We start from the raw sequence: 23,230 nt of genomic DNA on the forward strand, positions 1-23,230 counted from the left end.
ATATGCTATGCAGTTTTTTCTTTGATATCACCACAAGCAGATAATGCTAGTATTTCAGCTACATCCATCGTACCGATATCTTGGTCGACGTCTTTTGCCTTGGTACCGTCACTAAGCATTGTTAAACAGAATGGGCATGCACTAGAAATCATGGTTGGCTGTACCCGTAATGCCTGTTCGGTTCTTTCTACATTCATCCGTGTCCCTGTATCCTCTTCCATCCACATTAATCCACCACCAGCACCACAGCACATACCGTTCTCTTTGTTTCGATCCATTTCTACTAACTCAATGCCAGGAATGCTTTTTAAAATTTCTCTTGGCGGATCATAGACTCCATTGTACCGTCCTAAATAACAAGAGTCATGATAGGTAAGCTTTTCATTGATTTCATTTACTGGTTTAATCTTTCCGGATTTGACTAGGTCGTATAATAGTTGGGTATGGTGTAATACCTCAACACCTTCCAATCCAAAGTCTGGATATTCATTCTTAAAAATGTTGTATGCATGAGGATCGATGGTGACGATCTTTTTAATGTCATTCTTTTGAAATTCTTTGATGTTTTTTTCCGCAAGCTCTTGAAATAAAAACTCATTTCCAATTCTGCGGGCGGTATCGCCGGAGTTCGATTCTTTGTTTCCTAATATCGCAAACTTGACTCCCGCTTGGTTCATTAGTTTTGCAAATGCCATTGCTATCTTTTGACTTCGATTGTCATAGGCACCCATTGAGCTTACCCAGAATAAGTACTCAAATGTTTCCCCTTCTTTTTTCAACTCTTTAACTGTTGGAATAGTAACAGAAGGATCTTGCTCGCGCCAATTTTCTTTCTCTCTTTTCGATAATCCCCACGGGTTTCCTTGACGTTCGATATTCATCATCGCACGCTGTGCATCCGGGTCAATTTTCCCTTCTGTAAGAACAAGATATCTACGTAAATCAATTATTTTGTCGACATGCTCATTCATTACCGGACAAGCATCTTCACAATTTCGACAAGTCGTGCAAGCCCAGATTTCTTCCTCGGTAATCACATCACCAATTAGACTGGTATTTTGATGGGTATCGATACTAGCAGCAACTTCCTGGTTGCCTTCCCGTGAAGCTTGTGACATTTTTGCTAATTGATTGCCCTCTGTATGGTTAAACGCATAGGCAGGAACCCAAGGGGAATTACCTGTTACAACAGCACCTGTATTTGTTAAATGGTCCCGTAATTTTACAATTAAATGCATTGGAGATAGTAGTTTCCCTGATGAAGTCGCTGGACATACATTCGTGCATCGACCACATTCGACACATGCATAAAAGTCGATCATTTGAAGTTGTTTAAAATCTTCAATTTTCCCTACACCAAAAGATATATCTTCTGCTGACTCTTCATCGACATCAAAGTCTATTTTTTCGAGTTTCCCTGGAGGTCCTTCGCGACTAAAAAAGACATTGATTGGTGCTGCAATCAGGTGGGCATGCTTTGATTGTGGTACATAAACTAAGAAGCTTAATAGGGCTAATAAATGAATCCACCAGGAAATGAAAAACAAAACACTTGCCACTGTTGGTGGCACAAAAAAGAAAACGCTTGCAATAAGGGTCGCAATTGGCTCAGACCAACCACCTTGTTCCCCGTGCCATAGTAATTCCATTCCATTCCCTAATAAAACAGATAACATTAAGGTACCAATGAATATTAAAACAAGTCCTGCCTTAAATCCGCGCTTTAAACGAGCGAGCTTTTCAATATACCGACGATAGAAAGCCCAGACAACTGCAACTAGAATCATTAAAGTAACAAGTTCCTGAAAGAAAGTGAAACCTGCATAAAATGGACCAAGTGGTAAATGCGAGCCTGGCGCTAGTCCTTTATAAATAAAATCAATTGCACCAAATTGAACTAAGATAAAACCATAAAACATCATGATGTGAATAATGCCTGATTTCTTATCCTTTAATAATTTTTTTTGCCCAAAGACATTGACCATTATCTTTTTTATCCGGCTTTTGATTTGCCGATCATACTCTGATTTCTTGCCTAATTTAATAAAAGCTATTCGAGTTTGAACAACACGTGCAAACAAATATAATCCATAACCTGTTACTCCTATGAACAAAATCCAGTTTAATAACAATAATCCATCCATTGTTCTCCCCCTAAGTTAATCTACTGTGAAATCACTTAAATTTCCTCATACTTCATCCTATTTTTAAAATGTCTTACTTATACTTTAAAATATGAATGAACATTCAGTCAATATTTATTTATAAATTTAAAGTCATTAATTTAATATAGCTGGGAAAAGTAACTGTAATTGAGGCTAGAAAAGAAGGGAGAATTCCTTTGGTATTGACTTTAATTATTTTACTTGTTGTCATTGGTTTACTTTTCATTGATTTTTATTTTGGACAACGTTTCTATCAAAAGCACCCTCCTATCTTTCATTTTGATAAACAAGAAGCTAACTTTGACTTGATTACAACCGGGGAGTCATTCTACACTTCATTGTTTAAGGATATTAAAAACGCAACTAAGCAAGTGGATATTTCTTTTTTTATTGTGAGAAATGATGATATCAGCAAGCAATTTTACGAGCTGTTAATAATGAGAGCCAAAGAGGGAATAACCGTCCGTCTAATGTTAGATAAAATGGGGAGTAATTCACTAAAAAAAGAAATCATCAGTGAACTCAAAGCAAGTGGGGTTCAGGTGGTATTTAGTGACAAACCAAGTTTTCCTTATTTTTTTTATAGGCTGAATCGAAGAAATCATCGTAAAATTTCAGTAATTGATAATGAAATTGCCTATACAGGTGGATTCAATGTTGGGAAAGAGTACCTCGGTAAGGATCCAAAGCTTGGACCATGGAGAGATTATCACCTTCGGGCTACCGGAGAAGTTGTTGCTAATTTTCAAGTAGTTTTCAACTATGATTGGGAAGCAGCAATTAAAGGAAATCCGGTTTCTGTCGACTATGTGAAAGGTGAAGCTTCAGGTAAACAAGAGGATCGCCAAACAAAAACCTTGAAACTTGTTGTGTCAGAAGCTGGACAGCTAGAAGATAAGTTCGTCTCATGGATTAATGATGCAAAATCGGAAATATTAATTGGCACACCTTATTTTATTCCGAGTAAAGAGATGTTTGACGCATTAATGGCTGCACTACATCGCGGTGTTGAGGTCAATGTATTAGTTCCAGCCAAAAAGGACCATCCACTTGTAAAGCCGGCTGGCTTTCCCTTTTATCGGCAATTAATGCAGGCAGGTGGCAAAGTGTACATGTTTACCAACGGGTTTTATCACGCCAAGGTTATTATCATTGATGAATCCTTTTGTGATATTGGGACAGCCAATTTTGACATGCGCAGTGTCTTTTTGAATAAAGAAATAAATGTCATCATGGACTCAGAAACAGATATTAAGGAAATCCGGTCCGCTTATTTTAAGGATGTCAAAAGCAGCCAACAAATTACAGTACAGTGGTTAAATCAGCAACCAATAACCATTAAAATAGAGGGCATGTTAGCCAGACTTGTAAGGCCATTACTTTAATTAAATACGTTTAGGAGGTTTCATGGAGTATGAAAGAGGTCATATTAGCACTTGTAACAGGTTTAGTGGTAGGATTTTTATTTGCCTGGTTTAAGCTACCAATCCCAGCGCCACCAGCATTAGCAGGAGTGGTTGGGATTGTTGGTATTTACTTTGGCTTTAAGTTATATCAGTGGGTTGCACCAATGATGGAGCGGATTTTTTAGGACTGTTTGATACGGGCGGAAGAAACTGTGAAACTAATATACCGCTTCGGAAATACACTTCGCTTTCCGCGGGTGGCTGTTGAGCCTCCTCGTGCTACGCACTGTGGGGTCTCACCTAGGCCATTCCCTCCCGCAGGAGTCTCCGTGTATTCCCTCAGCTATTATAGTGTTATGTTTGATAACTACATTAAACCAACCAACAACTAATTTCTTATAATGGTTATTGAAGCTTGTACAATTTACTCCAACAGGATAAATAACAACGGCCTTCAGGCGCCGAGAAACCGCATGAGTAGTTGAAAATCCTGCAGTACAAAAATTATCTTGCTGAATCAACCAAGTAAATAGACCTGTATAATTAAAAGGTCGACTGCACCCCACTTCAATCATCATATATTACAACTATAATAAGATTGATAATGCCAAAAACCTAACGCATTGTGGTTCCTCATTCCAGAATAGATCAAAAGAAACCATCAAAAAAGACTTCTAGAATGTAGCTAGAAGTCTTTTTTGGGTGATGCTATTGTTACATACTTTCTGGTGCGCTGACGCCGATTAGTGCTAAGCCATTAGCAATTGTTATCTTAACAGCTTTCATTAGTGCAATCCGTGCTTTTGTTCTTTCTAAGTCATTTTCGTCTAAAACTTTCTCTGCATTATAAAAGCTATGCAGGCTAGATGCAAGATCGAAAATATATTGAGTAATCCGGTGTGGCAATCGTTTAGATGCTGAATCTTCAATTACCTTGGCAAACTCTCCAAGCTTTTTCAGTAACTCTTCTTCTTTTTCAGCCGTCAACAAGGATGGATCATAGTCATCTCCTGCAAGACCTTTTTGCTCAGCTTGACTAATCATCGTACTAATCCGAGCATGTGCGTACTGAACATAAAAGACTGGATTTTCATTGGACTTAGACCGAGCAAGGTCCATATCAAAGTCGAGATGAGAATCACTTGATCTCATATTGAAGAAGTAACGCATAGCGTCAATCCCTACCTCTTCCATTAATTCTCTAAGTGTTACAGCCTTGCCTGTCCGTTTACTCATTTTTACCTTTTCACCATCTTGGAACAGGTTAACCATTTGAATAATTTCAACCTCGAGTGTATCTGGTTGGTAACCGAGAGCCTGAATAGCTGCTTGCATTCTAGGAATGTAACCATGGTGGTCAGCACCCCAAATATTAATCAGTGTCTCAAAGCCACGATCTAGTTTATTTTTATGATAAGCAATATCTGGTGTTAGGTACGTATAGCTTCCGTCCTGCTTGATTAGAACACGATCCTTATCATCACCAAAGTCTGTCGAACGGAACCATGTTGCTCCGTCCTCTTCGTAAATAAAGCCTTTTTCTTTAAGTGTGTCTAAAGTAGGTTGGATTTTTCCATCGTCATATAGTGAAGTTTCAGAGAACCAGTTATCAAACGGAACACGGAATTGGTTTAAATCAGTCTCTAATTTCTTAGTTTCATATTTCAAACCATATTCCCGAAAGAATTCAAGACGCTCTTGTTCTGATTTATTTACCCATTCATCCTTGTATTTTTCAACAAGTTCTTGACCGAGGGCAATAATGTCCTTACCGTGATAGCCGTCCTCTGGCATGTCCCAGTCCTTACCTAACGCTTGCATGTAACGCGCTTCCATTGATGTTGCTAATTTAACAATCTGATTCCCAGCATCATTAATGTAATATTCCCTAGAAACATCATAGCCGGCCTTTGCTAAAACATTACAAAGGGAGTCACCAACAGCAGCCCCACGTGCATGGCCAAGGTGTAAATCACCGGTTGGATTTGCAGAAACAAACTCTACTTGGATTTTCTGCCCAGAACCGGCATTCGAAGCGCCATAGTTTTCCCCTTGTTTTAGGATTGTGGGAACTAAATTTGTTAAGTATTGATTATCCATGAAAAAGTTAATAAATCCCGGTCCTGCTATTTCCATCTTGGTGATTGATGCTTTTGTTTGGTCAAATTGTTCAATAATCTCTTCGGCAATTTTCACTGGAGCCTTCTTTGCTATTTTGGCTAATTGCATGGCAATGTTAGTCGCAAAATCTCCGTGCGCCTTATCCTTTGGTTGTTGTAAAACAATTACCGGAAGCTGGTCAGGGCTTGCTAAATTTGCATTTATCACAGCTTGAACTATTTCTTCCTTTATTTTTTCTTCGGTTTGTTGCAAGATATTCATTGATTTTCCTCCTTAGTAAACAATAGCGTCAATCGATGTCTTCTTTCAATTTCACCATCAATTTTTGTGGTATAGCTTATAAACAGCTTTCCTTTTTCCCGGTCATCTGATAGCTGATATGTAATTTGGTCCGTCTGTGTTTCCATATGCATTGACCCATACGCGTGCTTGTACACATTTTCTGTTACTCGCTTCTTTCTAAAAAATTGGTGCATGTCAACAGCGCCTGTACGCTTGACACTGACTTGTTCTTGTCGAATGGTAATTAAAGCGTTGATGTCATCCTGCTCTTCACTATGTTCTGTGAATGTTAGCACAGAGGTGTTTCCTTTTTGATAGAAACTTCCCTCTTCTTCAACTACGGTTACTTCCTTTTTACCTGTATCTATTATTTCTGTAGTCAGTTTTATCTTAACTGGAATCTTATATGCTTCCATTTTTCCACCCTTTGCGTTAGCGATACTGATGATAAGTATAAGAATGAATTCGAAAAAACTCAAGTCGGTAGGGTTATTTATTTATTAAAGGCTGTTTTCTAAAAGATTGTTGTTTATGACACAAAATCTATAGACTACGAAGTATCGTTTGTTGGTTTCCCACCATCCTTTATAAGATGAGTGGTAATTCATCGCTACGGAAAAACACTCCCTTTCCATGGGGAACGCCTCAGCCTCCTCGTGAGCAAAAAACGCTCACTGTGGGGTCTTCAGACTGTTCCTTTCCCATAGGAGTGTCGTATTTTTCCGCAGCTTAAACTAGCTTTCTATTCAGGTGAGATGAACTCCAAGAAACGGTTATTACATTAAACATTACTACTGATTAATTAGAAATTTTCATTGCGAGAAAATTTTTACTTCTTTAGGGGTTTCCTTGAATTCTTTAGCTAGTATTGAATTTGAAACTACAATAAACTAAACATCAGCTATTTACTTATAGGATGATTGGAGCGGAGGGCAGTCGACTCCTGCCGGAACAGCACGCGTCTGAAGACCCCGCAGTGGCGGTTTTCCCACGAGGAGGCTGAAGCCGTGCCGGCGGAAAGCGACTGCCTGGAGCGCAAATCAACTAAGCTACACTACGTCGCAATTTACATCAACTGTGAGTTAAAAAACAACAGAACTTATGAAAAAAACCTTTTTAAAAACTGCACCTCCAATTGTCAGAATGTGTCCAACAATCGGTGTGCAGTTAATTATCTAGAATAGGATACCTATCAAAACTGTTTACTTAACCCATCCCAACAAAATTTCTCTTGTAAATTTGCTAGCTGCGATAACTGTTTGTTCTGTTGGGTCATAGATTGGTGCTACTTCAACCAGATCCGCTCCAACTACATTAACATCTGACTTAGCAATCAGTTCAATTGCTTTTAACAATTCTTTTGATGTAATTCCACCAGCTTCAGCTGTACCTGTTCCAGGAGCAAAGGCTGGATCAAGAACGTCGATGTCAATTGTTACATACACGTTTCTGCCTTTAAGCTTTGGTAGTACCTGACTTAACGGTTCAGCTACATCATACATCGACATGTGCATGCCACTTTGCTTAGCATATTGAAATTCTTCTCGCGAACCAGAACGGATACCAAATGAGTAAACATTTTCAGGACCAATTAACTCACACGTTTTACGTACAGGGGTAGAGTGTGATAGCGGCTCCCCTTCATATTCCTCCCGCAGATCAGCATGGGCATCAATATGTATTAGAGCCATATCAGGATGCTTTTGATAAACAGCCTGAATGACAGGCCAGCTTACTAGGTGTTCCCCGCCAAGTCCTAGAGGAAATTTATCTTGAGCTAGTATCTTTGTCACATAATCCTGAATCATATCTAGGCTTCGCTGTGGATTTCCAAAAGGTAAAGGAATATCTCCGGCATCGAAATAATCCACCTCTTCCATATGCTTGTCCATATATGGGCTATATTCTTCTAGTCCTAGTGATGCTTCTCTTATTCTATTTGGACCGAATCTTGATCCGGGCCTGAAACTAACTGTCCAATCCATTGGCATGCCGTAAATTATTGCTTTAGCATTATCTGCAGTTGGACTGGACATGATAAAAACTTTTCCTGAATAGGCTTCATCAAAGCGCATATTTTCCACTCCTCACTCAGTTAAATCTTTAACAAACTTTGGTAGGGCAAAAGAAGCTTGGTGAAGCTCCGGTGTATAATACTTTGTGTTTATATCAAAAAAACGTTCCGGCTTCACTTTTAATGGATCATGTATTTTACTACCCATTGTGAATGTCCATAAGCCACTTGGATAAGTCGGGATGTTTGCTGTGTATAGTTTCGTTACTGGGAAGATTTCTTTTACATCATGGTAAACCTGATGAATCAAATCTGCTTTAAACCAAGGATTATCAGTTTGGGCAACGAAAATTCCATCGTCCTTCAGCGCTTTTGATATCCCTGAATAAAATCCCTTAGAAAATAAATTAACGGCAGGACCGACTGGCTCTGTAGAGTCAACCATAATGACATCGTATTCCTTTTCACTTTTGGCAATATGCATAAATCCATCATCGACTTTAACTTCTACTCTAGGATTGTCTAGCTCGCCAGCTATTTCAGGCAAATATTTTTTCGAGTATTCAATCACTTTGCCGTCGATTTCAACAAGTGTCGCTTTTTCTACTGATTTGTGTTTGAGAACCTCGCGGATTACTCCTCCGTCTCCTCCACCAACAACTAGCACATGCTTTGGATTTGGATGCGTAAATAATGGAACATGAGCAACCATTTCATGGTAGACAAATTCATCCTTCTTAGTGGTCATCACCATTCCATCTAAAACAAGCATGTTCCCCCACTCTTCCGTTTCAAGCATGTCCAACTGTTGAAAATCAGTTTGTTCAGAGTGTAGTGATTTGTTTATTTTTGCAGTAATTCCAAAATCCTTTGTTTGTTTCTCTGTAAACCACAAGCCCATTTCTAAAACCCCTTTATCAAAATAAATTATTTCACATTAGTAGTTATATTTACCAATTTCCATTAACTCAAACAAGAAAAAGTATAGAGATTTGGCTAGAAAAATCAAGCATTATTTTTACAGACCCATTTTTGCCATTGTAATTACATGTATTTTCCGGCTAGGTCAAAGTGCTACGATGGGAGTTTTTTGATTACCTCAAAAAAGTCGTGTAAAAAGAACCATCCTTTGGAAAAATGCTTTTTTAAAAATATAAATTACTTTGTAGGTTTATTTCTTTATTGATGTTCCCATAATGGTACTAACATATCCTAATTCTTTCAAATACGAGGCAAGAACAATAGGGGACTTCCTATGACTAAATCGATTAAATGGATTAAAGAACAATTAATGAGCATTAAAGATAAGCGCCTTCGATGGCTACTAATAGCAGCGGTTAGTATGACCTTTTTGATGGTCGTATTTACGGTTGCCTCTTTTACATACCTATACAGTTTGGGTCCACCGTCGCTTTCGAATAATCAAAATACGATTTACTTTAGCCAATCTGGTGAAGTAATTGGTGAGGAGCATGGACCTGAATCGAGGTATTGGGTTTCACTCGAAGACATTGACTCGGATTTGATTCAAGCTACATTAATAACTGAGGATCGTCGTTTCTATGATCACATTGGTCTGGACTTCAAACGAATCTTTGGTGCTGCTTTAGAGGATTTTAAGACGATGTCAAAGGTACAGGGTGCAAGTACAATTACCCAGCAATATGCCCGCAACCTTTATTTATCTCACGAAAAAACTTGGACAAGAAAAATCAAGGAAGCATTTTATACATTACGCCTTGAAGCATTCTATGATAAAGATGAACTGTTAGAAGGCTACTTAAATACAATCTATTATGGACACGGTGCATATGGTATTGAGGCAGCTAGTCGTTATTATTTTAACAAATCTGCAAACGACTTAACTATTTCAGAGGCTGCTCTTCTTGCAGCAATTCCAAAAGGACCATCCTATTATTCACCTTTCTATCATTATGAGAATGCCAAAAATAGACAGGAGCAGATTCTAGCATCCTTAGTTCAAGAAGATCTTATATCAGACGAGGAACATTTTCTGGCTACTAATGAATATTTACAGCTAACAAAACCGAAGGAGCGCCAGAAAATTTCCGTTGCCCCGCATTTTCAAGATATTGTTTTACAGGAACTGGCTGGAATCCTTAATGAACCAACTGAAGAGATAAGGTCTGGAGGATACCAAGTAGTTACTACATTAAATATTAAGAATCAAAGAAATCTAGAGGAAACAGTAAATAATACTATTTCATCCGAATCAGAAATTCAGGTTGGTGCAATGGCTATGAATCCTGATAACGGTGCAATTACATCGGTTATCGGTGGAATCGATTATAATCAAAGCCAATACAACCGTGCTGTTCAAGCCAAGCGAATGCCTGGTTCTTCCTTCAAACCATTTTTATATTATGCCGCTTTAGAAAACGGCTATACGGCTACAACAACATTAATGAGTAAGCGAACCAACTTTGAGCTTGCTGATGGAACGGTATATCAACCTAGTAACTATAACGGGTATTATGCTGATGAACCAATTACCTTAGCTGAAGCAATTGCAGTATCGGACAATGTTTATGCTGTGAAGACGAACTTGTTTATTAAGCCCGAGAGTGTAGTTGAGACTGCACGTCAATTTGGTATCAAAAGTAAACTATCAGCCATCCCTTCCTTAGCACTTGGTACAGAAGTGGTGAATGTAAAGGAGATGGTTTCAGGATACAGCCTTCTTGCAAATGGAGGCGAAAAAATTGAGCCATATACAATTGAAAAAATATCGGACATTAAAGGGAACGTATTATATGTGCGCCCTAAAAAAGAAGTAGAATTAGTATTAGACCCAAAACATACCTTTATTTTGACACATCTAATGACTGGAATGTTTGATGAATCACTTAATGGTTATACTCGAGTTACTGGGGCAACAATAGCTGACCAGCTTAGCAGGCCCTATGCTGGGAAATCTGGATCAACGAACTCTGATAGCTGGATGGTTGGCTTTAGCCCCGACATCGTTACTGGGGTTTGGATTGGTTACGATGATAATCGCCGAATTGAGAAAACTGAGGAACAACGCTATGCTATTAATGTTTGGGGAAGATTCATGGAAGGCGTTCACAAGGATAAGCCTCTAAAAACATTTGATGTACCTGATGGTGTTGTCGGGGCTTACATTGATCCAGCAACAGGGGACCTTGCTAATCCATATTGTGATGATCAGCGTCTTATGTACTTTGTTAAAGGTACAGAGCCTACGACGCACTGTACTATCCACCTTCACGATGAATCGACTGACGAAGTTGAGAAAGAGGAGCCAGAAAAACAGAAAAAAGCTGGAATAGGACGTTTCTTTGACTGGTTACCGTTTATTGGAGATTAACTTTATTACTGTCAAAGAAAAAGGCCGGATACGCATAAAGCGTCCGGCCTTTTTCTTGTCCTAGCAACATGGAAAAACCATGTGTATCATATTTTACAAATTCCTTATTCAAACTACAAGATATTTAACCCTATTTTGTCTTTTGTTCACAAAATGTTCACTTTTGAGGTAAGCTATCCTTTAATTCTTGTGTAGAATTTTCCCACATTACTGGATTGAATTCTCTCAAGAAGTCTCCTAGCAATTCCTTAGACTTATCATCCATATGTTCAATGATTATTTTGCCTTTCATTGACTTATCCATATGATTAACGTGCTGTGGCATTGATTTGTAAGCACGCTTAATTGAGCGATCTACGATAACTTCACTACCTGCTACTCCAGAATAGAAAGGTCCCTTTTCACTGCGTTCAACGGTAACCCAAACAATCCAATACAATAGACCGTTTGGCACTTCATCCTTATTTGGCAGGAATTTTACTCTTCTCTCTATTTCACTTCTGGCATGCATGGCACCCATATCTACAAACGCTCTATTTTCATTTGGATCAATGATTACTGGTGATATATTTTCTAAGGTAACTGTTCCAACCCCGTAACCACCATGTCCATCTGTAGAATCATCTTTCATAATGGTAAATTGATTACTTTTCTTTTTCTTAGAGGGTTCTTCTGCACTCATTTTTTTACCTCCTTTGTAATGTAAAGCTATTTTAAGTTTGTACCGATATGATTTTTGATTTAATATATAATTAATTGGATACATTTAGTTTAGCATAACCAAAAGTTCAATTTCATCTTCTATGATTGGAAGACTGAAATTAAACAAGTTGTTTTTTGAAAGATTGTTGTTGATTAAAAATCTGTAGACTATGACGTAACTTACACCACTACGGATCCGCGGGCGGCTGTTGAGCCTCCTCGCGCTTACGCACTGTGGGGTCTCACCTATGCCTTTTCATCCCGCTGGAGTCTCCGTGTCTTTCCTTCGTTGGCATAGTTCGTTGTTTGCTACTACATTAGTACAATCAACATCAAGAAGAGTGCCAGTGGAATTGATTTACCTTCCTTAATCAATACCGCATGATGAAAATCGTTTTGGAATCTCGATGAATCTTCGTATTCTGTCCATGCTAGTGTAGTGCAGTTTTTCAACTACACATATTTGCTGGTGACTAGAGCAGTGGTGAGTCGACTCCTCAAAAATGAAGTTAATTTTTTTTCGAGCGATCCATTTTTTTATCAGCTACAAAGATTAAAAACAAACAAAATACGAATAGGGAGTGTAGTGGAATGCCGTACATAACTGTAAAAATGTTAGAAGGCCGTACAGATGAACAGAAAAAGGCTTTAGTTGAAAAGGTAACAGATGCTGTTGTTGAAACGACAGGAGCTTCACAGGATAAGGTTGTTGTATTCATTGAGGAAATGAACAAGAGTCATTATGGTGTCGCAGGAAAACGTTTAAGCGACGAAGGTTAATAATTAATGCCCTTGCTCCGGATAGAGCAAGGGCATAGTAATTTCATCATTTTTTTAATTGATCTTTAGTCTTTACAAAGGTAAAGCTAGTGGTCTGTATAGTCGAGGATGGTGTAGTTTCCTCCTGCTTAGTCGTTCCACGCTTAAGCAGCTTAGTTAACCATTTGCTTTTCCTGACATGAACCCCAACACGTTCCTGTTGGACGTCTTGTATCCCTTCTACAATTAATTGCATCGAGATAATCACGATAATAAATGCAATAAACACTGGTACAATGATCCAGTGATGTCCCGTCATCATAGCTTCTCTTGTGCTACTTATTAGTCCAGACCACTCAAATGTAACTGAATGCTCTGGCGCACGGTATACTGCATTGTACATAACACTTGTTCCACCTAAAAATAAGTTAAATAAGCCTAGATGGATCAGTACAAGCAGCACTTGAATAAACTGTTGTCCAAAGATGATGCCAAGTTTTGAGCCTAGGTGTGGCATTAGATGCCTCCAGACGACATGCTTTGTATTTCCCCCCAATACCTTTGCACTAGCAATAAACTCTCTCTCCATAAGTAGCTTTATTTCTCCGCCTATTAAAACTGTTACCAAAGGTACTACTAAAAGGGTTAAAATAATCGCTTGAATTAACATCCTTTCAGTAAACGAATAGTTAAAGCCAGAAGTTGAACCCATAAGGACTGGCCTAAGTATAACAATAGCGATGATAGTTAGTGGTAAAAAGTGCATGCTGTCGATGATTTTTTCAATACCCTTGCGCCATCTTTCCTTAATAAATAGTGCATAAGGAACCGCTAATAAAAATCCTATTGCCATTCTCAGAAAGGCAATAACACCGGCAAAAAGAATCGTGTACTTCGCCCCTGTCAACAGTTGATCAAGAATACTATATCCTAGTCTGTCTGTCCCTAACACAACGTACTCTGATGGCGGGTGTGGTTTACTACTGAGTAGGTTACCTTCATCATCATAAATCAACACAAATTGTTCTACCGGCACTTCTCTTATCAACGAATGGATGAAGCTGTATGTCACCATACTTGTAATGACAACAAAGCCAAATAGAAATTTAGGATTTTTAAGATGGACTGCGAATTCTTTCATCCCTCTTTCCAACCAACTCAACACTTCTATCTTTGGCATTTTAGGCAATCCAGGCCAGTTCGGCCAATTAATTTTTCCTTTTTTCTTTTTAGGACGAACTAACTCGGAATAGTAAGTTTGTTTAAAAACAAACATTTCTACACCCTGATAAATGATAAAGAGTGGAGTGAATAACATTAATAAAACAATGGCTATTACCAATGGTCTAAAATCCTGAATGATAAAACTAGATATTCCATTAATATTAAATAAGTATTCAATTACAAAAAGACTAGAGAGTAATGCCCACATAATTATTTTAGAATGGAAGAAAACGCTTTTTACGATATTTCTAAGGACGTGACCAAAAATAATCGCATTGTACCAGGCGCCTTTGCTAAGAGCGAATTCCACATAATCCTTTGTAAGCTCTTCTTCAATTAATAAAACGATAAGGCGGTAAAAAGAAATCATTGGTAGGAATGACAACACAACAATAGGTGCCAAATATAATTTTTGGTCGCCAAGTGTCACAAACTTCATCAATAAGACATCTGTTTGCCTGAAAATATATACAACAAGTAACTGAAATAAAAAAGCAACCATTAAATCCGGAACCGCCTCAATTAGGCCTAGCCCTCTTTTTACCGTATTGATCATCTTTTTTGGTAAAAACATAGTTACTATCGCCAAGACTAGCGCTACCACCAAGCCTAGCAAAAAAGCACCAGTTAACAGTTTCATAGAATATAGATAGGGATCCATCAAAAACGTAATTATGTTAATCTCACGGCCTTGCAACATGTTGTATGTCCATTTATCCAATTGAAAAAGGTCTTTAATTAAACTACCTGTATTCGTTATGTAAGAAGGGAAATCTAAAAAACTTTGACCTGATAATAATATTGGTGCATTACTTACCGCAATAATTCCTAGTACCCCTAGTAAATAGTAAATTAAAAATTTGACTATTTTCAATTACTATCCCCCTCTCGCCCCTTAATTGTAGCCAATTGTTAAAACATTGACAATAAAATTTGTTGTACTGCAACTTAGAATTGATAGGCGATTCGAATAGGTAACAGATGCTGTTGTTGAAACGACTGGGGCTTCACAGGAAAAGGTTGTTGTTTTCATTGAGGAAATGAACAAGAGCCATTATGGTGTCGCAGGAAAACGTTTAAGCGACGAAGGTTAAATTAAAACCCTTGCTCCAAACAGAGCAAGGGCATTTTTAATTTCTACAAATGTCTTGATTGGTTGTCTGACTTAACAAAGGTAAAACTGTCAGTATTTAACGAGGTTGGTATCTCTTCTATCTTCCCTTTTTTACGATTTAAAAGTTTTGTTAGCCATTTACTCCGTTTTACTGCAACTCCAACACGTTCCTGTTGCACTTCTTTAATTCCTTCAATGATTAGTTGCATCATGATAATCACAACTATAAAGGCAATAAAGACCGGAACGATAATCCAGTAGTGCCCTGTCATTAACGCTTCTCTTGTACTACTAATCAAACCGGACCACTCAAAGGTAACGGAATGCGGTGGTGCTTTATACGATTGATCATACATCATGCTTGTGCCACCCAGAAACAAGCTAAATAAGCCCAGGTGAATTAATACGAGTAACACTTGAATAAATTGCTGACCAAAAATAATTCCGAGTTTTGACCCTAGATGGGGTAGTAAGTGCCTCCAAATAATATGTTTAGTGTTGCCCCCTAATACCCTAGCACCAGCAATAAATTCTTGATCTAGAGTGAGTTTAATCTCGTTTCCTATTAAAACTGTTAACAAAGGTACTACTAGTAGTGTCAGCACTACTGTTTCCATAAGCATCCGCTCAAAAAACGAATAGTCAAAGCCGGAAGTCGATCCCCGTAGAATTGGCCCAAGTATGACGATTGCTATTAAGCTCATTGGTAGAAAATGCATGCTATCTACCATTCTCACAATCGCGTTACGTGTTCTGTCTTTGATAAGCATCGCAAATGGAATTGCCAACAGAAACCCAATCACCATTCTTAGCAATGCAACGATACCAGCAAACAAAATGGTGTACTTGGCACCAGCGATGAGCTGGTCTCGAATACTGTATCCAAGGTAATCAGAACCTAATGGCACATACTCAGATGGAGGATGCGGCTTTGCACTTAATAGGTTGCCCTCCTCATCGTAAACAAGGACAAATTGTTCAACAGGGATTTCCCTAATTATTGAATGAATAAAACTATAGAGGACAATAGCGAAAAGAACGCTAAATCCAAATGCGAATTTGGGATTTTTCATATGCACTTTAAACTCTTTCCAACACCGTGCTAGCCATCCCCAGATCACCCATTTTTTCCAAGACAAACTCTTTTTATTTTTAGAAATAACCTCAGAATAATATTCCTCGTTAAAAACGAATATTTCTACCCCTTGGTAAATAATAAATAGTGGAGTATAAATCATTAAAAGTATAATAGCTATAAGCATGGGACGGAAATCCATTAATAAAAAGTTTGAGACACCATTAATGTTAAAGATGTATTCAATCATAAACAGGCTTGATAATGATGCCCAAACAAAAATCTTTGAATGATAGAATGTACTTTTGGCGATATTTCGAAGAACATGAACAAGAATGATAGCATTGTATTTAATACCCTTACTCAAGGCAAACTCTACATAGTGCTTAGTTAATTCTTCTTCGATCAAAAGGACAACAACTCGATAAAGAGATATCATCGGCAATATCGATAGAATAACGATTGGGGCCAAATATATTTTTTCGTCACCGAGTGTAACGAATCGCATAATTAAAATATCTGTTTGTTTAAAGATATAAACTACTGTAATTTGGACAATAAAGGCAACCATTAAATCAGGAACTGCCTCCAATAATCCCAAAGTCTTCTTCACACTATTAATTATCGGACGAGGCAGAAATAACGTGATGATTGCTAGGATAAACGCAAAACCAAACCCTAAAAAAAGTGCCCCGACTAAAAGCTTCATCGAGTATAAATAAGGATCCCATATAAGGGGAAAGATATCTACTTCTCTGTCAAAAAGACCCAAGTATGTCCAATTTTCAACTTGCATTAATTCCTTGATTAACTGATATGTACTTTCTATGTAAGAAGGGATGATAAATAACAAATTTTGCTGTGCAAATAACATCGGTATATTACTAATAGCAATAACTCCAAGAATCCCTAATAGATAATAGCTGAAAAACTTCACTATTCTCAGATAAATCCCCCCATTGTTTAACTAACCTTTTTTATTGTAGCTAATTGTTAAAAAATTGACAATATAATTACTTTTTCTGCAACTTAAATTATTTAGATGGTGAGACGCTCGTTGAAACTTCCTCTAGGTTTAGGCCGTATAGGATAACAGGTATACACTATAAAGGAGGCTAAAAATGGACGGCTTTTGGATTGGAGTACTCGTCGCAGGAATAGCAATTGTTAGTATCTTTTTTAGAGGAAATAACACTAAAAAGGGACGAAGAAGCAATAATCGTTTGTTTCTAGTAGTAGGAATACTTGCTGCTCTAATTGGATTCGTTGGTTTTGCATTCTTAGGTTGGAGATTTTAAATTAACCATAAAAATAGCTTGGTGGATATTTTGTTAGAATTATATAAGGTGTTTTATCAACTAACCATTCAGTAATGTAAAAGAAGGACTTATTATAATTAATGGGGAAATAAAAAGAGGAAATTCAGTCGATTCACAATGGGAGGTAAACAAGCTTGAATAAAGCAACGATTGAGAGTATAAATGAAATGGTCTTTATGAATAGGAATAATCTTTTTGAAAAGCCAGATGTTATTTTATATCATCCAGGTCACTTCCCTGAACTTAATGAACAATTATCGGAATACTATAAGAACTTTGGAGCAAATATTATTATAATTCCAGAAGTTTTTAATAGTTTCCTAAATTGTAGTGAATATGAATTTTATGTTCCTCTATTAATAAAAGAAGGGATTGAAAAGGAAAAGTTAATTCCAATTCAGAATAATGATGAAATAAAAGGTGTTGACGGTGTTATTCAATCTGCATTTAGTTTTATCAATAAAACCAGTCATCAAAATATATTACTAGCTGGCAAATCATTCTTTTGTAAACGATTTTATTTCTTGGCTACTTTTTATGCAAATAGAGATAAGGTCTTAGATGTTTTACCTCTTCAAGACAGTAGAGATATCACACCTTCCAAGTGGATTAATAGTGAAAAAGGTAGGGTAAGGGTATTAAATGAGATTGAACAGTATGCAAAAATTGCAAAAGAAAAATTATATTACTAAAGGATGACTTAATATAATAAGCTATATAAAAATGCTCAGAGTTTATGCCCTGAGCATTTTTTATGCTTATTAGCTAGTTAATTTACTGTGATTTTAGCCTTCAATTCAAGTTTTACACTTAAAAAACAGAAGGCGTTATCGATTAAATCCAAGCATCTAGTTTATTTAACTTTGTTTTAACTCAGCGATAAAGCCCCATGCTTCTTGCAGGTCATTATCGGTGTAGTTCTGTGTCTTTTTTACATTCTGCACTTTTTCCTCTACCTCTTGTTTTGAGAGGTCATCAAAATAAAGCATTGTTGAAACTAATTCAAGAAATCTAGAGCTCTTCTTTTTCATTAGTCCTACCATGTTCTCAATTGCTGGTATCTGTACAGTCGAGTGATTTAAAAATTCCTCGCCTTGCTCTGTCATTTGATAGCGATATTGATAATAATTACTCTTCTTTTCTTTTGTTTCAGATAAGAATCCTAGATTACACAATTCTTGGACTCTTAGTGTTAATTCTTCTGAATATGGACCATAAAAATGGAACTCATACTTCTCTTCAAATGGAATATCACATTGCTTTAAGATGTAGATCATCTTCTGTAACTTTTTTCTTCCTACCACTTCATCGGAAGCCAAAAAGAATTTCATTAATTTTGCATGATTTGGCAACAAAGAAAACAACCCCTATCCTAGAAATTCATCAATGAAATAAGATTTCAAAAATCCTTTTCTTTTCCTCACTATCCTCCGGTAAAGCCTCAATAAAATCGAGTGGAAAATACAGTTTATGGTCTGTCCGCTTTTTTCCTGAAATAGACTCGACAATATCCGATTGCCTGGAAAGCTCTTGCAGTTCGTTAGTTTTTGGCATTAGTAAATGAATGGGTAAACGTTCTTCTTCCTCACCAGGACGATAAAAATCATATGGTAAATCAGATGAAGAATCATCTACTAGATAATACTCAGGATTAATACCAACTTGTTTAAACAAACTATATAATTCCATCCATGCTTTCATCTGTTTATTTGGATTAAATTCAATATATTGGAACAGGTGCCTATTCGTAAATCGTTCGCATAGATCACTTAAAATTTCATCTGTTTCATCCATCCACATTTGGAAATAGAATAGAACGACAGGCTCATCTAATTTTAAGTAGTCGGCAAGGCTCGCCTCACCTGCAAAGAATGAAATGAAATGGGTCGGCTTGAATGCAAACTTATAGTTTTGGTCGTACAAATGCTTGGCACGATGTAATATTTTAGATAAAATCACTTCTGCACTTCTCGTAACCGGATGAAAATAAACCTGCCAATACATTTGATATCTGCTCATGATATAGTCTTCTACGGCATGCATCCCTGTCGCTTTAATTACTACTTGATCTTCGATTGGGCGCATGACCCGTAAAATCCGTTCCATATCAAAATGACCGTAGCTAACACCTGTAAAGTAAGCGTCCCGTTGTAAATAATCCATTCGGTCAGCATCAATTTGACTTGAAATCAAACTAACAACAAGCTTGTCCTCATAGGTTTTGTTGATGACGTCAGCAACCTTCCTAGGAAAATCGCTGCTTATCCTACTTAAAATTTGATTAACGTGAGTATCACCGAGCACAATCTTTTTAGTGAAGTCTTCATGATCCAATTTAAATACCTTTTCAAATGAGTGGGAAAATGGACCATGACCTAAATCATGGAGAAGCGCTGCACATAAACTTAGCAAACGCTCTTCATTATTCCAATGTGGTCTTCCGTCAAAATTATAAATAATTCGACGGACAATTTCGTAAACCCCTAGAGAGTGATTGAATCTACTATGCTCTGCCCCATGGAATGTTAAATACGAAGTACCGAGTTGTTTAATTCTACGTAGTCGTTGAAATTCAGGTGTCCCTATCAAATCCCAAATCACTTGATCTTTCACATGAACATACCTATGTACAGGATCTTTAAATACTTTTTCTTCACTTAATTGCTCGTCTTTATACGACATTTTGGTAATCCTTTCTATGAAAGAATAGTGTTTATATATGTAATTAACTAATAAAATACTTTTATTGTTCAACAATTCTATACTTATTCTATCATGTTGACCCGTTTAATTGGAGAATTAGAAGGCATCTTTTTATTTAAATCTCTATGAGTTAAAAAATTGTCGAATACTTTGCGCGATAGCCAACGGAGACCACGACATTATGACAGGATATCTATAGACTACGACGTAGTATCTTTTATCTCTGACAGTAATTAAAGTTGAATGCTTACATGCCGTTCCGGCAGAATACTTCGCTTTCCATGGGCACGGCCTCAGCCTCCTCAGAATCAAAAAGCGATTCTTCCGGGGTCTTCGGACACGCGCTGTTCCCATAGGAGTCTACGTATTCTGCCTGCACTGGTAGGGGTGTTCTGATTATCGAGGGGAAAGTCGTGACTGTATCTTGAGAGAATTTCCCACTCTTGAAATCACTGCTATTTAAATTTTTGAACTAAACTACACTAGTTTTGAGCTTATCTATCTCCATTTCTTTATTGTTTCAAATAAGATGATGATTGGAGCGTAGGGCAGTCGACTCCAGCGGGAAAAGCGACGGCTGAAAATCCCGCAGGAAGTGGGTTTCTTCCGAGGAAGTTGAAGCGTTGCCTGCGGAAAGCGACTGCCCGGAGCGTAAATCAACTAGTAGCTACGTTACGTCGCATTTTTCATCAAGTGCGAAGGTAGATAGCAACAAAACTTTCGAAAATAGCCTTAGAAATAATGAGAAATCCCTTACCGTTTACCGGTAAGGGATAGAAATTTATTTTTCTTTATCTTCTTTGTCATTTTCTTCAGTTTCTTCGACATTTTCTTCGGTTTCTTCGACATCGTCTTCACTATCGCCAAAACCCTCGTCACCTTCGCTTATCCATTCGTCTTCATTTTCATTTATGACATCGTCAAGAATTTTACGCTCAGTCCGCAAATCTTCGAGCGCTGTGTAAATGCGTTGACGCTCCATTGGTAAGGAACCTCCACTTAATTCAGCAAACATCGCTTTTATTAAACAAAAAATCATAAAGAACATAATGATCATAAATGGAAAACCACCGACCACCGCTGCTGTTTGTAGGGCCGCTAATCCACCGGATAGAAGAAGTACAGCTGCGAAAGCACCTTCTAATACTCCCCATGTTATACGCAATTGAATCGGCGGATTCATGTTCCCTTTTGATGTTAGCATTCCGATTACATATGTTCCAGAATCAGAAGATGTAATGAAGAACACTGTTAAGGATAGCATCGCAACAACGACTAGGAGATCTGAAAATGGAAACTGCGATAGCATCGCGAAGAATCCTAATGCTTCATCCTTCAATACGATATCAAGAATACTGGCATCAGTGAAATGCTCACGATATAATGCTGTACCTCCGAATACACTGAACCAAACCATACTGACTGCTGTTGGTACGAGTAACACACCAATTGAAAAGCTCCGAATGGTTCTTCCTCTAGAAACACGGGCTATAAAGGAACCGACGAAAGGCGCCCACGAAATCCACCAAGCCCAGTAGAAAATCGTCCATGCACTGTACCAGCCCTCTGCACCTGCTCCGGCAGCATCAATCCCAAATGACATCGACATTAAATTTTGTAAGTAGGCACCAGTTGAATGTGTGAAGGCATTAAGAATAAATAGTGTCGGACCTAATATTAAGACAAATAATAATAGCAGTCCGGCGACACCCATGTTGATCTGGCTTAACCATTTGATTCCTCTATCAATACCCGTTGTCGTTGAGATAATAGCTAATGTAGTGACAATAACAATAATGATTAGCCAAAGGGTTGTATTGTTAGGTATGCCAAACAGTGTTTCCATACCCCCACCAATTTGCATAACCCCAAGTCCAAGCGAGGTAGAAATACCAAACAATGTCGCAACAACACCGATAATGTTTACGGCATTTCCCCAAGCCCCATTAAGGTTGTTTCTTCCTAATAATGGCTCTAGTGTTGAACTCAGTAGCATGGGTAATTCTTTTCTATATGTGAAATAAGCTAAAGAGCCCGCTACGACTGCATAGATGGCCCATGGGTGAAGACCCCAATGGAAAAATGAATATTGTAAGGCCATATGTACAGCTTGATCTGTTCCGCCTTCACCATATGGAGGCCAAGCATAATGGTTTATCGGCTCTGATACACCCCAGAATAATAGACCAATACCCATTCCTGCACTAAATAGCATGGCGAACCAGCTTCCCGTGGAGTATTCTGGTTCTTCATGATCTCCACCTAGTCTAATTTCTCCTAGTGGACTAATGATTAGAAAAAGTGTGATGATTAAAAATGCACTTCCTCCAAGGATAAATGTCCAACCTAGGTTGGTGACTATCCAGGCAAACGCCTGATCCATATAAACATCAAAGTCTGGCAATAAACTACCAACCAGTACAAATGTAATAGCAAAAATAAGGGAAATTAAAAATACAGGTGTTTTTAATGATTCGCTAAAAGAGGATAATCCTCTCTGTTTCTTTTGTTTTCTTTGTTTCCTTGCCTTTGGCATATTATGTATCCTCCTTATTTTAATTCAGGTTAATTAGTTATCTTTAATGTCTTTCCTTTTAACCTACTTTATAAACCCCTTTTAAAAGAGGCGAAGACTCTTTTTGATTAATCTCTCTAAAAAATGACACGTTTCAAACATTACCATACAAGTGAATTAATAACAAAAGATGTGTTAGAGCAAACATCAGTAAAATGCTAGTTAAATAAGTGCAAATATTGCTCTATCTACTGTTTTCATGTAATTCACATATCCACCATTACCTAGAATCTGTTAAATTGGGAGAAAAAATGCACGATTTATTTTTCTTCAAGAAATAGTATAATGGTCACACCCACAATAAACACCAAGTTGTAATACTTTCAGGACAACTGAATCTAAAAATTGTTATGAGAGCTAGTACTATTTTTTAATGACCAAGAACTTATCTGTTATAATTTAATGGTTATAGATTTGAA

Annotated in this window: 17 protein-coding genes and 1 pseudogene; 7 read left to right on the forward strand and 11 right to left on the reverse strand. The window is 37.5% G+C overall.

The genetic code is table 11. The annotated features are described in order from the left end of the window. Positions 1-5: 5 nt before the first annotated feature. Positions 6-2,144, reverse strand: coding sequence for a heterodisulfide reductase-related iron-sulfur binding cluster (locus tag GH741_RS15215; protein WP_153737605.1), 2,139 nt, complete (start codon positions 2,142-2,144; stop codon positions 6-8). Positions 2,145-2,341: 197 nt separating this feature from the next. Here GH741_RS15215 and cls point away from each other — a divergent pair, with 197 nt between their 5' ends. Then, positions 2,342-3,550, forward strand: coding sequence for a cardiolipin synthase (gene cls, locus GH741_RS15220; protein WP_170287640.1), 1,209 nt, complete (start codon positions 2,342-2,344; stop codon positions 3,548-3,550). Positions 3,551-3,579: 29 nt separating this feature from the next. Continuing rightward, positions 3,580-3,756, forward strand: coding sequence for a XapX domain-containing protein (locus GH741_RS15225; RefSeq protein WP_153737607.1), 177 nt, complete (start codon positions 3,580-3,582; stop codon positions 3,754-3,756). Between the two features lie 529 nt (positions 3,757-4,285). Here GH741_RS15225 and argS read toward each other — a convergent pair. The 4 genes from argS to speE form a co-directional block, all read right to left on the reverse strand. Then, a complete protein-coding gene (argS, locus tag GH741_RS15230; protein ID WP_153737608.1) occupies positions 4,286-5,953 on the reverse strand; it encodes an arginine--tRNA ligase in 1,668 nt (555 codons plus the stop codon). Next, entirely contained in the window at positions 5,950-6,390 is a 441-nt protein-coding gene (locus tag GH741_RS15235) for a YwiB family protein (protein WP_153737609.1), read from the reverse strand. Before GH741_RS15235 ends, argS begins: the two co-directional genes overlap by 4 nt. 786 nt (positions 6,391-7,176) lie before the next feature. Continuing rightward, the gene (gene speB, locus GH741_RS15240; RefSeq protein WP_153737610.1) at positions 7,177-8,049 is read right to left on the reverse strand and encodes an agmatinase; all 873 of its coding nucleotides are present in this window, start codon (positions 8,047-8,049) and stop codon (positions 7,177-7,179) included. Positions 8,050-8,061: 12 nt separating this feature from the next. Beyond that, positions 8,062-8,889: a polyamine aminopropyltransferase gene (gene speE, locus GH741_RS15245; RefSeq protein WP_153737611.1), complete on the reverse strand. Its 828-nt coding sequence runs from the start codon at positions 8,887-8,889 to the stop codon at positions 8,062-8,064. A 354-nt stretch (positions 8,890-9,243) separates the two neighbouring features. On the opposite strand from speE, the gene GH741_RS15250 reads away from it, so the two are divergent. Beyond that, on the forward strand, positions 9,244-11,340 hold the full coding sequence (locus tag GH741_RS15250) for a transglycosylase domain-containing protein (RefSeq protein ID WP_240795522.1): 2,097 nt from the start codon (positions 9,244-9,246) through the stop codon (positions 11,338-11,340). 157 nt (positions 11,341-11,497) lie between these two features. On the opposite strand, the gene GH741_RS15255 is transcribed toward GH741_RS15250, so the two are convergent. Then, entirely contained in the window at positions 11,498-12,022 is a 525-nt protein-coding gene (locus GH741_RS15255) for a YwhD family protein (RefSeq protein WP_153737612.1), read from the reverse strand. 611 nt (positions 12,023-12,633) lie between these two features. On the opposite strand from GH741_RS15255, the gene GH741_RS15260 reads away from it, so the two are divergent. Continuing rightward, complete coding sequence (locus GH741_RS15260) at positions 12,634-12,822, forward strand: 2-hydroxymuconate tautomerase (RefSeq protein ID WP_153737613.1); 189 nt, start codon at positions 12,634-12,636, stop codon at positions 12,820-12,822. A gap of 46 nt (positions 12,823-12,868) precedes the next feature. Here GH741_RS15260 and GH741_RS15265 read toward each other — a convergent pair whose 3' ends face one another. Then, the gene (locus GH741_RS15265; RefSeq protein WP_153737614.1) at positions 12,869-14,899 is read right to left on the reverse strand and encodes an ABC transporter permease subunit; all 2,031 of its coding nucleotides are present in this window, start codon (positions 14,897-14,899) and stop codon (positions 12,869-12,871) included. A gap of 100 nt (positions 14,900-14,999) precedes the next feature. On the opposite strand from GH741_RS15265, the pseudogene GH741_RS15270 reads away from it, so the two are divergent. After that, positions 15,000-15,119 (forward strand): annotated as a pseudogene (locus GH741_RS15270) (2-hydroxymuconate tautomerase); the annotation flags it as partial. A gap of 43 nt (positions 15,120-15,162) precedes the next feature. On the opposite strand, the gene GH741_RS22310 reads toward GH741_RS15270, so the two are convergent. Continuing rightward, positions 15,163-17,151 (reverse strand): ABC transporter permease subunit, encoded by a 1,989-nt coding sequence (locus GH741_RS22310; RefSeq protein ID WP_153737615.1) that lies wholly within the window; start codon positions 17,149-17,151, stop codon positions 15,163-15,165. 184 nt (positions 17,152-17,335) lie between these two features. Between GH741_RS22310 and GH741_RS15280 the strand changes: the two genes are divergently transcribed. Continuing rightward, entirely contained in the window at positions 17,336-17,512 is a 177-nt protein-coding gene (locus GH741_RS15280) for a hypothetical protein (protein ID WP_153737616.1), read from the forward strand. Positions 17,513-17,667: 155 nt separating this feature from the next. Beyond that, entirely contained in the window at positions 17,668-18,225 is a 558-nt protein-coding gene (locus GH741_RS15285) for a hypothetical protein (protein ID WP_153737617.1), read from the forward strand. Positions 18,226-18,390: 165 nt separating this feature from the next. On the opposite strand, the gene GH741_RS15290 is transcribed toward GH741_RS15285, so the two are convergent. The 3 genes from GH741_RS15290 to GH741_RS15300 form a co-directional block, all read right to left on the reverse strand. Further along, positions 18,391-18,888, reverse strand: coding sequence for a YwgA family protein (locus GH741_RS15290; RefSeq protein ID WP_153737618.1), 498 nt, complete (start codon positions 18,886-18,888; stop codon positions 18,391-18,393). 28 nt (positions 18,889-18,916) lie between these two features. Beyond that, complete coding sequence (locus GH741_RS15295) at positions 18,917-20,215, reverse strand: HD domain-containing protein (RefSeq protein WP_153737619.1); 1,299 nt, start codon at positions 20,213-20,215, stop codon at positions 18,917-18,919. A gap of 802 nt (positions 20,216-21,017) precedes the next feature. After that, positions 21,018-22,772 (reverse strand): BCCT family transporter, encoded by a 1,755-nt coding sequence (locus GH741_RS15300; RefSeq protein ID WP_153737620.1) that lies wholly within the window; start codon positions 22,770-22,772, stop codon positions 21,018-21,020. Between the last annotated feature and the right edge of the window lie 458 nt (positions 22,773-23,230).

Origin of the sequence: Aquibacillus halophilus (genome assembly GCF_009649745.1) — a bacterium.
In the GTDB taxonomy this organism is placed as follows: domain Bacteria; phylum Bacillota; class Bacilli; order Bacillales; family Amphibacillaceae; genus Aquibacillus; species Aquibacillus halophilus.

Excerpts from the sequence above, each read along its gene's own strand:
- GH741_RS15250 (WP_240795522.1), top strand. The coding sequence starts at position 9,244 with ATGACTAAATCGATTAAATGGATTAAAGAACAATTAATGAGCATTAAA.
- GH741_RS15215 (WP_153737605.1), bottom strand. The coding sequence starts at position 2,144 with ATGGATGGATTATTGTTATTAAACTGGATTTTGTTCATAGGAGTAACA.
- GH741_RS15235 (WP_153737609.1), bottom strand. The coding sequence starts at position 6,390 with ATGGAAGCATATAAGATTCCAGTTAAGATAAAACTGACTACAGAAATA.
- speE (WP_153737611.1), bottom strand. The coding sequence starts at position 8,889 with ATGGGCTTGTGGTTTACAGAGAAACAAACAAAGGATTTTGGAATTACT.
- GH741_RS15280 (WP_153737616.1), top strand. The coding sequence starts at position 17,336 with ATGGACGGCTTTTGGATTGGAGTACTCGTCGCAGGAATAGCAATTGTT.
- GH741_RS15260 (WP_153737613.1), top strand. The coding sequence starts at position 12,634 with ATGCCGTACATAACTGTAAAAATGTTAGAAGGCCGTACAGATGAACAG.
- argS (WP_153737608.1), bottom strand. The coding sequence starts at position 5,953 with ATGAATATCTTGCAACAAACCGAAGAAAAAATAAAGGAAGAAATAGTT.
- GH741_RS15225 (WP_153737607.1), top strand. The coding sequence starts at position 3,580 with ATGAAAGAGGTCATATTAGCACTTGTAACAGGTTTAGTGGTAGGATTT.
- speB (WP_153737610.1), bottom strand. The coding sequence starts at position 8,049 with ATGCGCTTTGATGAAGCCTATTCAGGAAAAGTTTTTATCATGTCCAGT.
- GH741_RS15255 (WP_153737612.1), bottom strand. The coding sequence starts at position 12,022 with ATGAGTGCAGAAGAACCCTCTAAGAAAAAGAAAAGTAATCAATTTACC.
- GH741_RS15300 (WP_153737620.1), bottom strand. The coding sequence starts at position 22,772 with ATGCCAAAGGCAAGGAAACAAAGAAAACAAAAGAAACAGAGAGGATTA.
- GH741_RS15295 (WP_153737619.1), bottom strand. The coding sequence starts at position 20,215 with ATGTCGTATAAAGACGAGCAATTAAGTGAAGAAAAAGTATTTAAAGAT.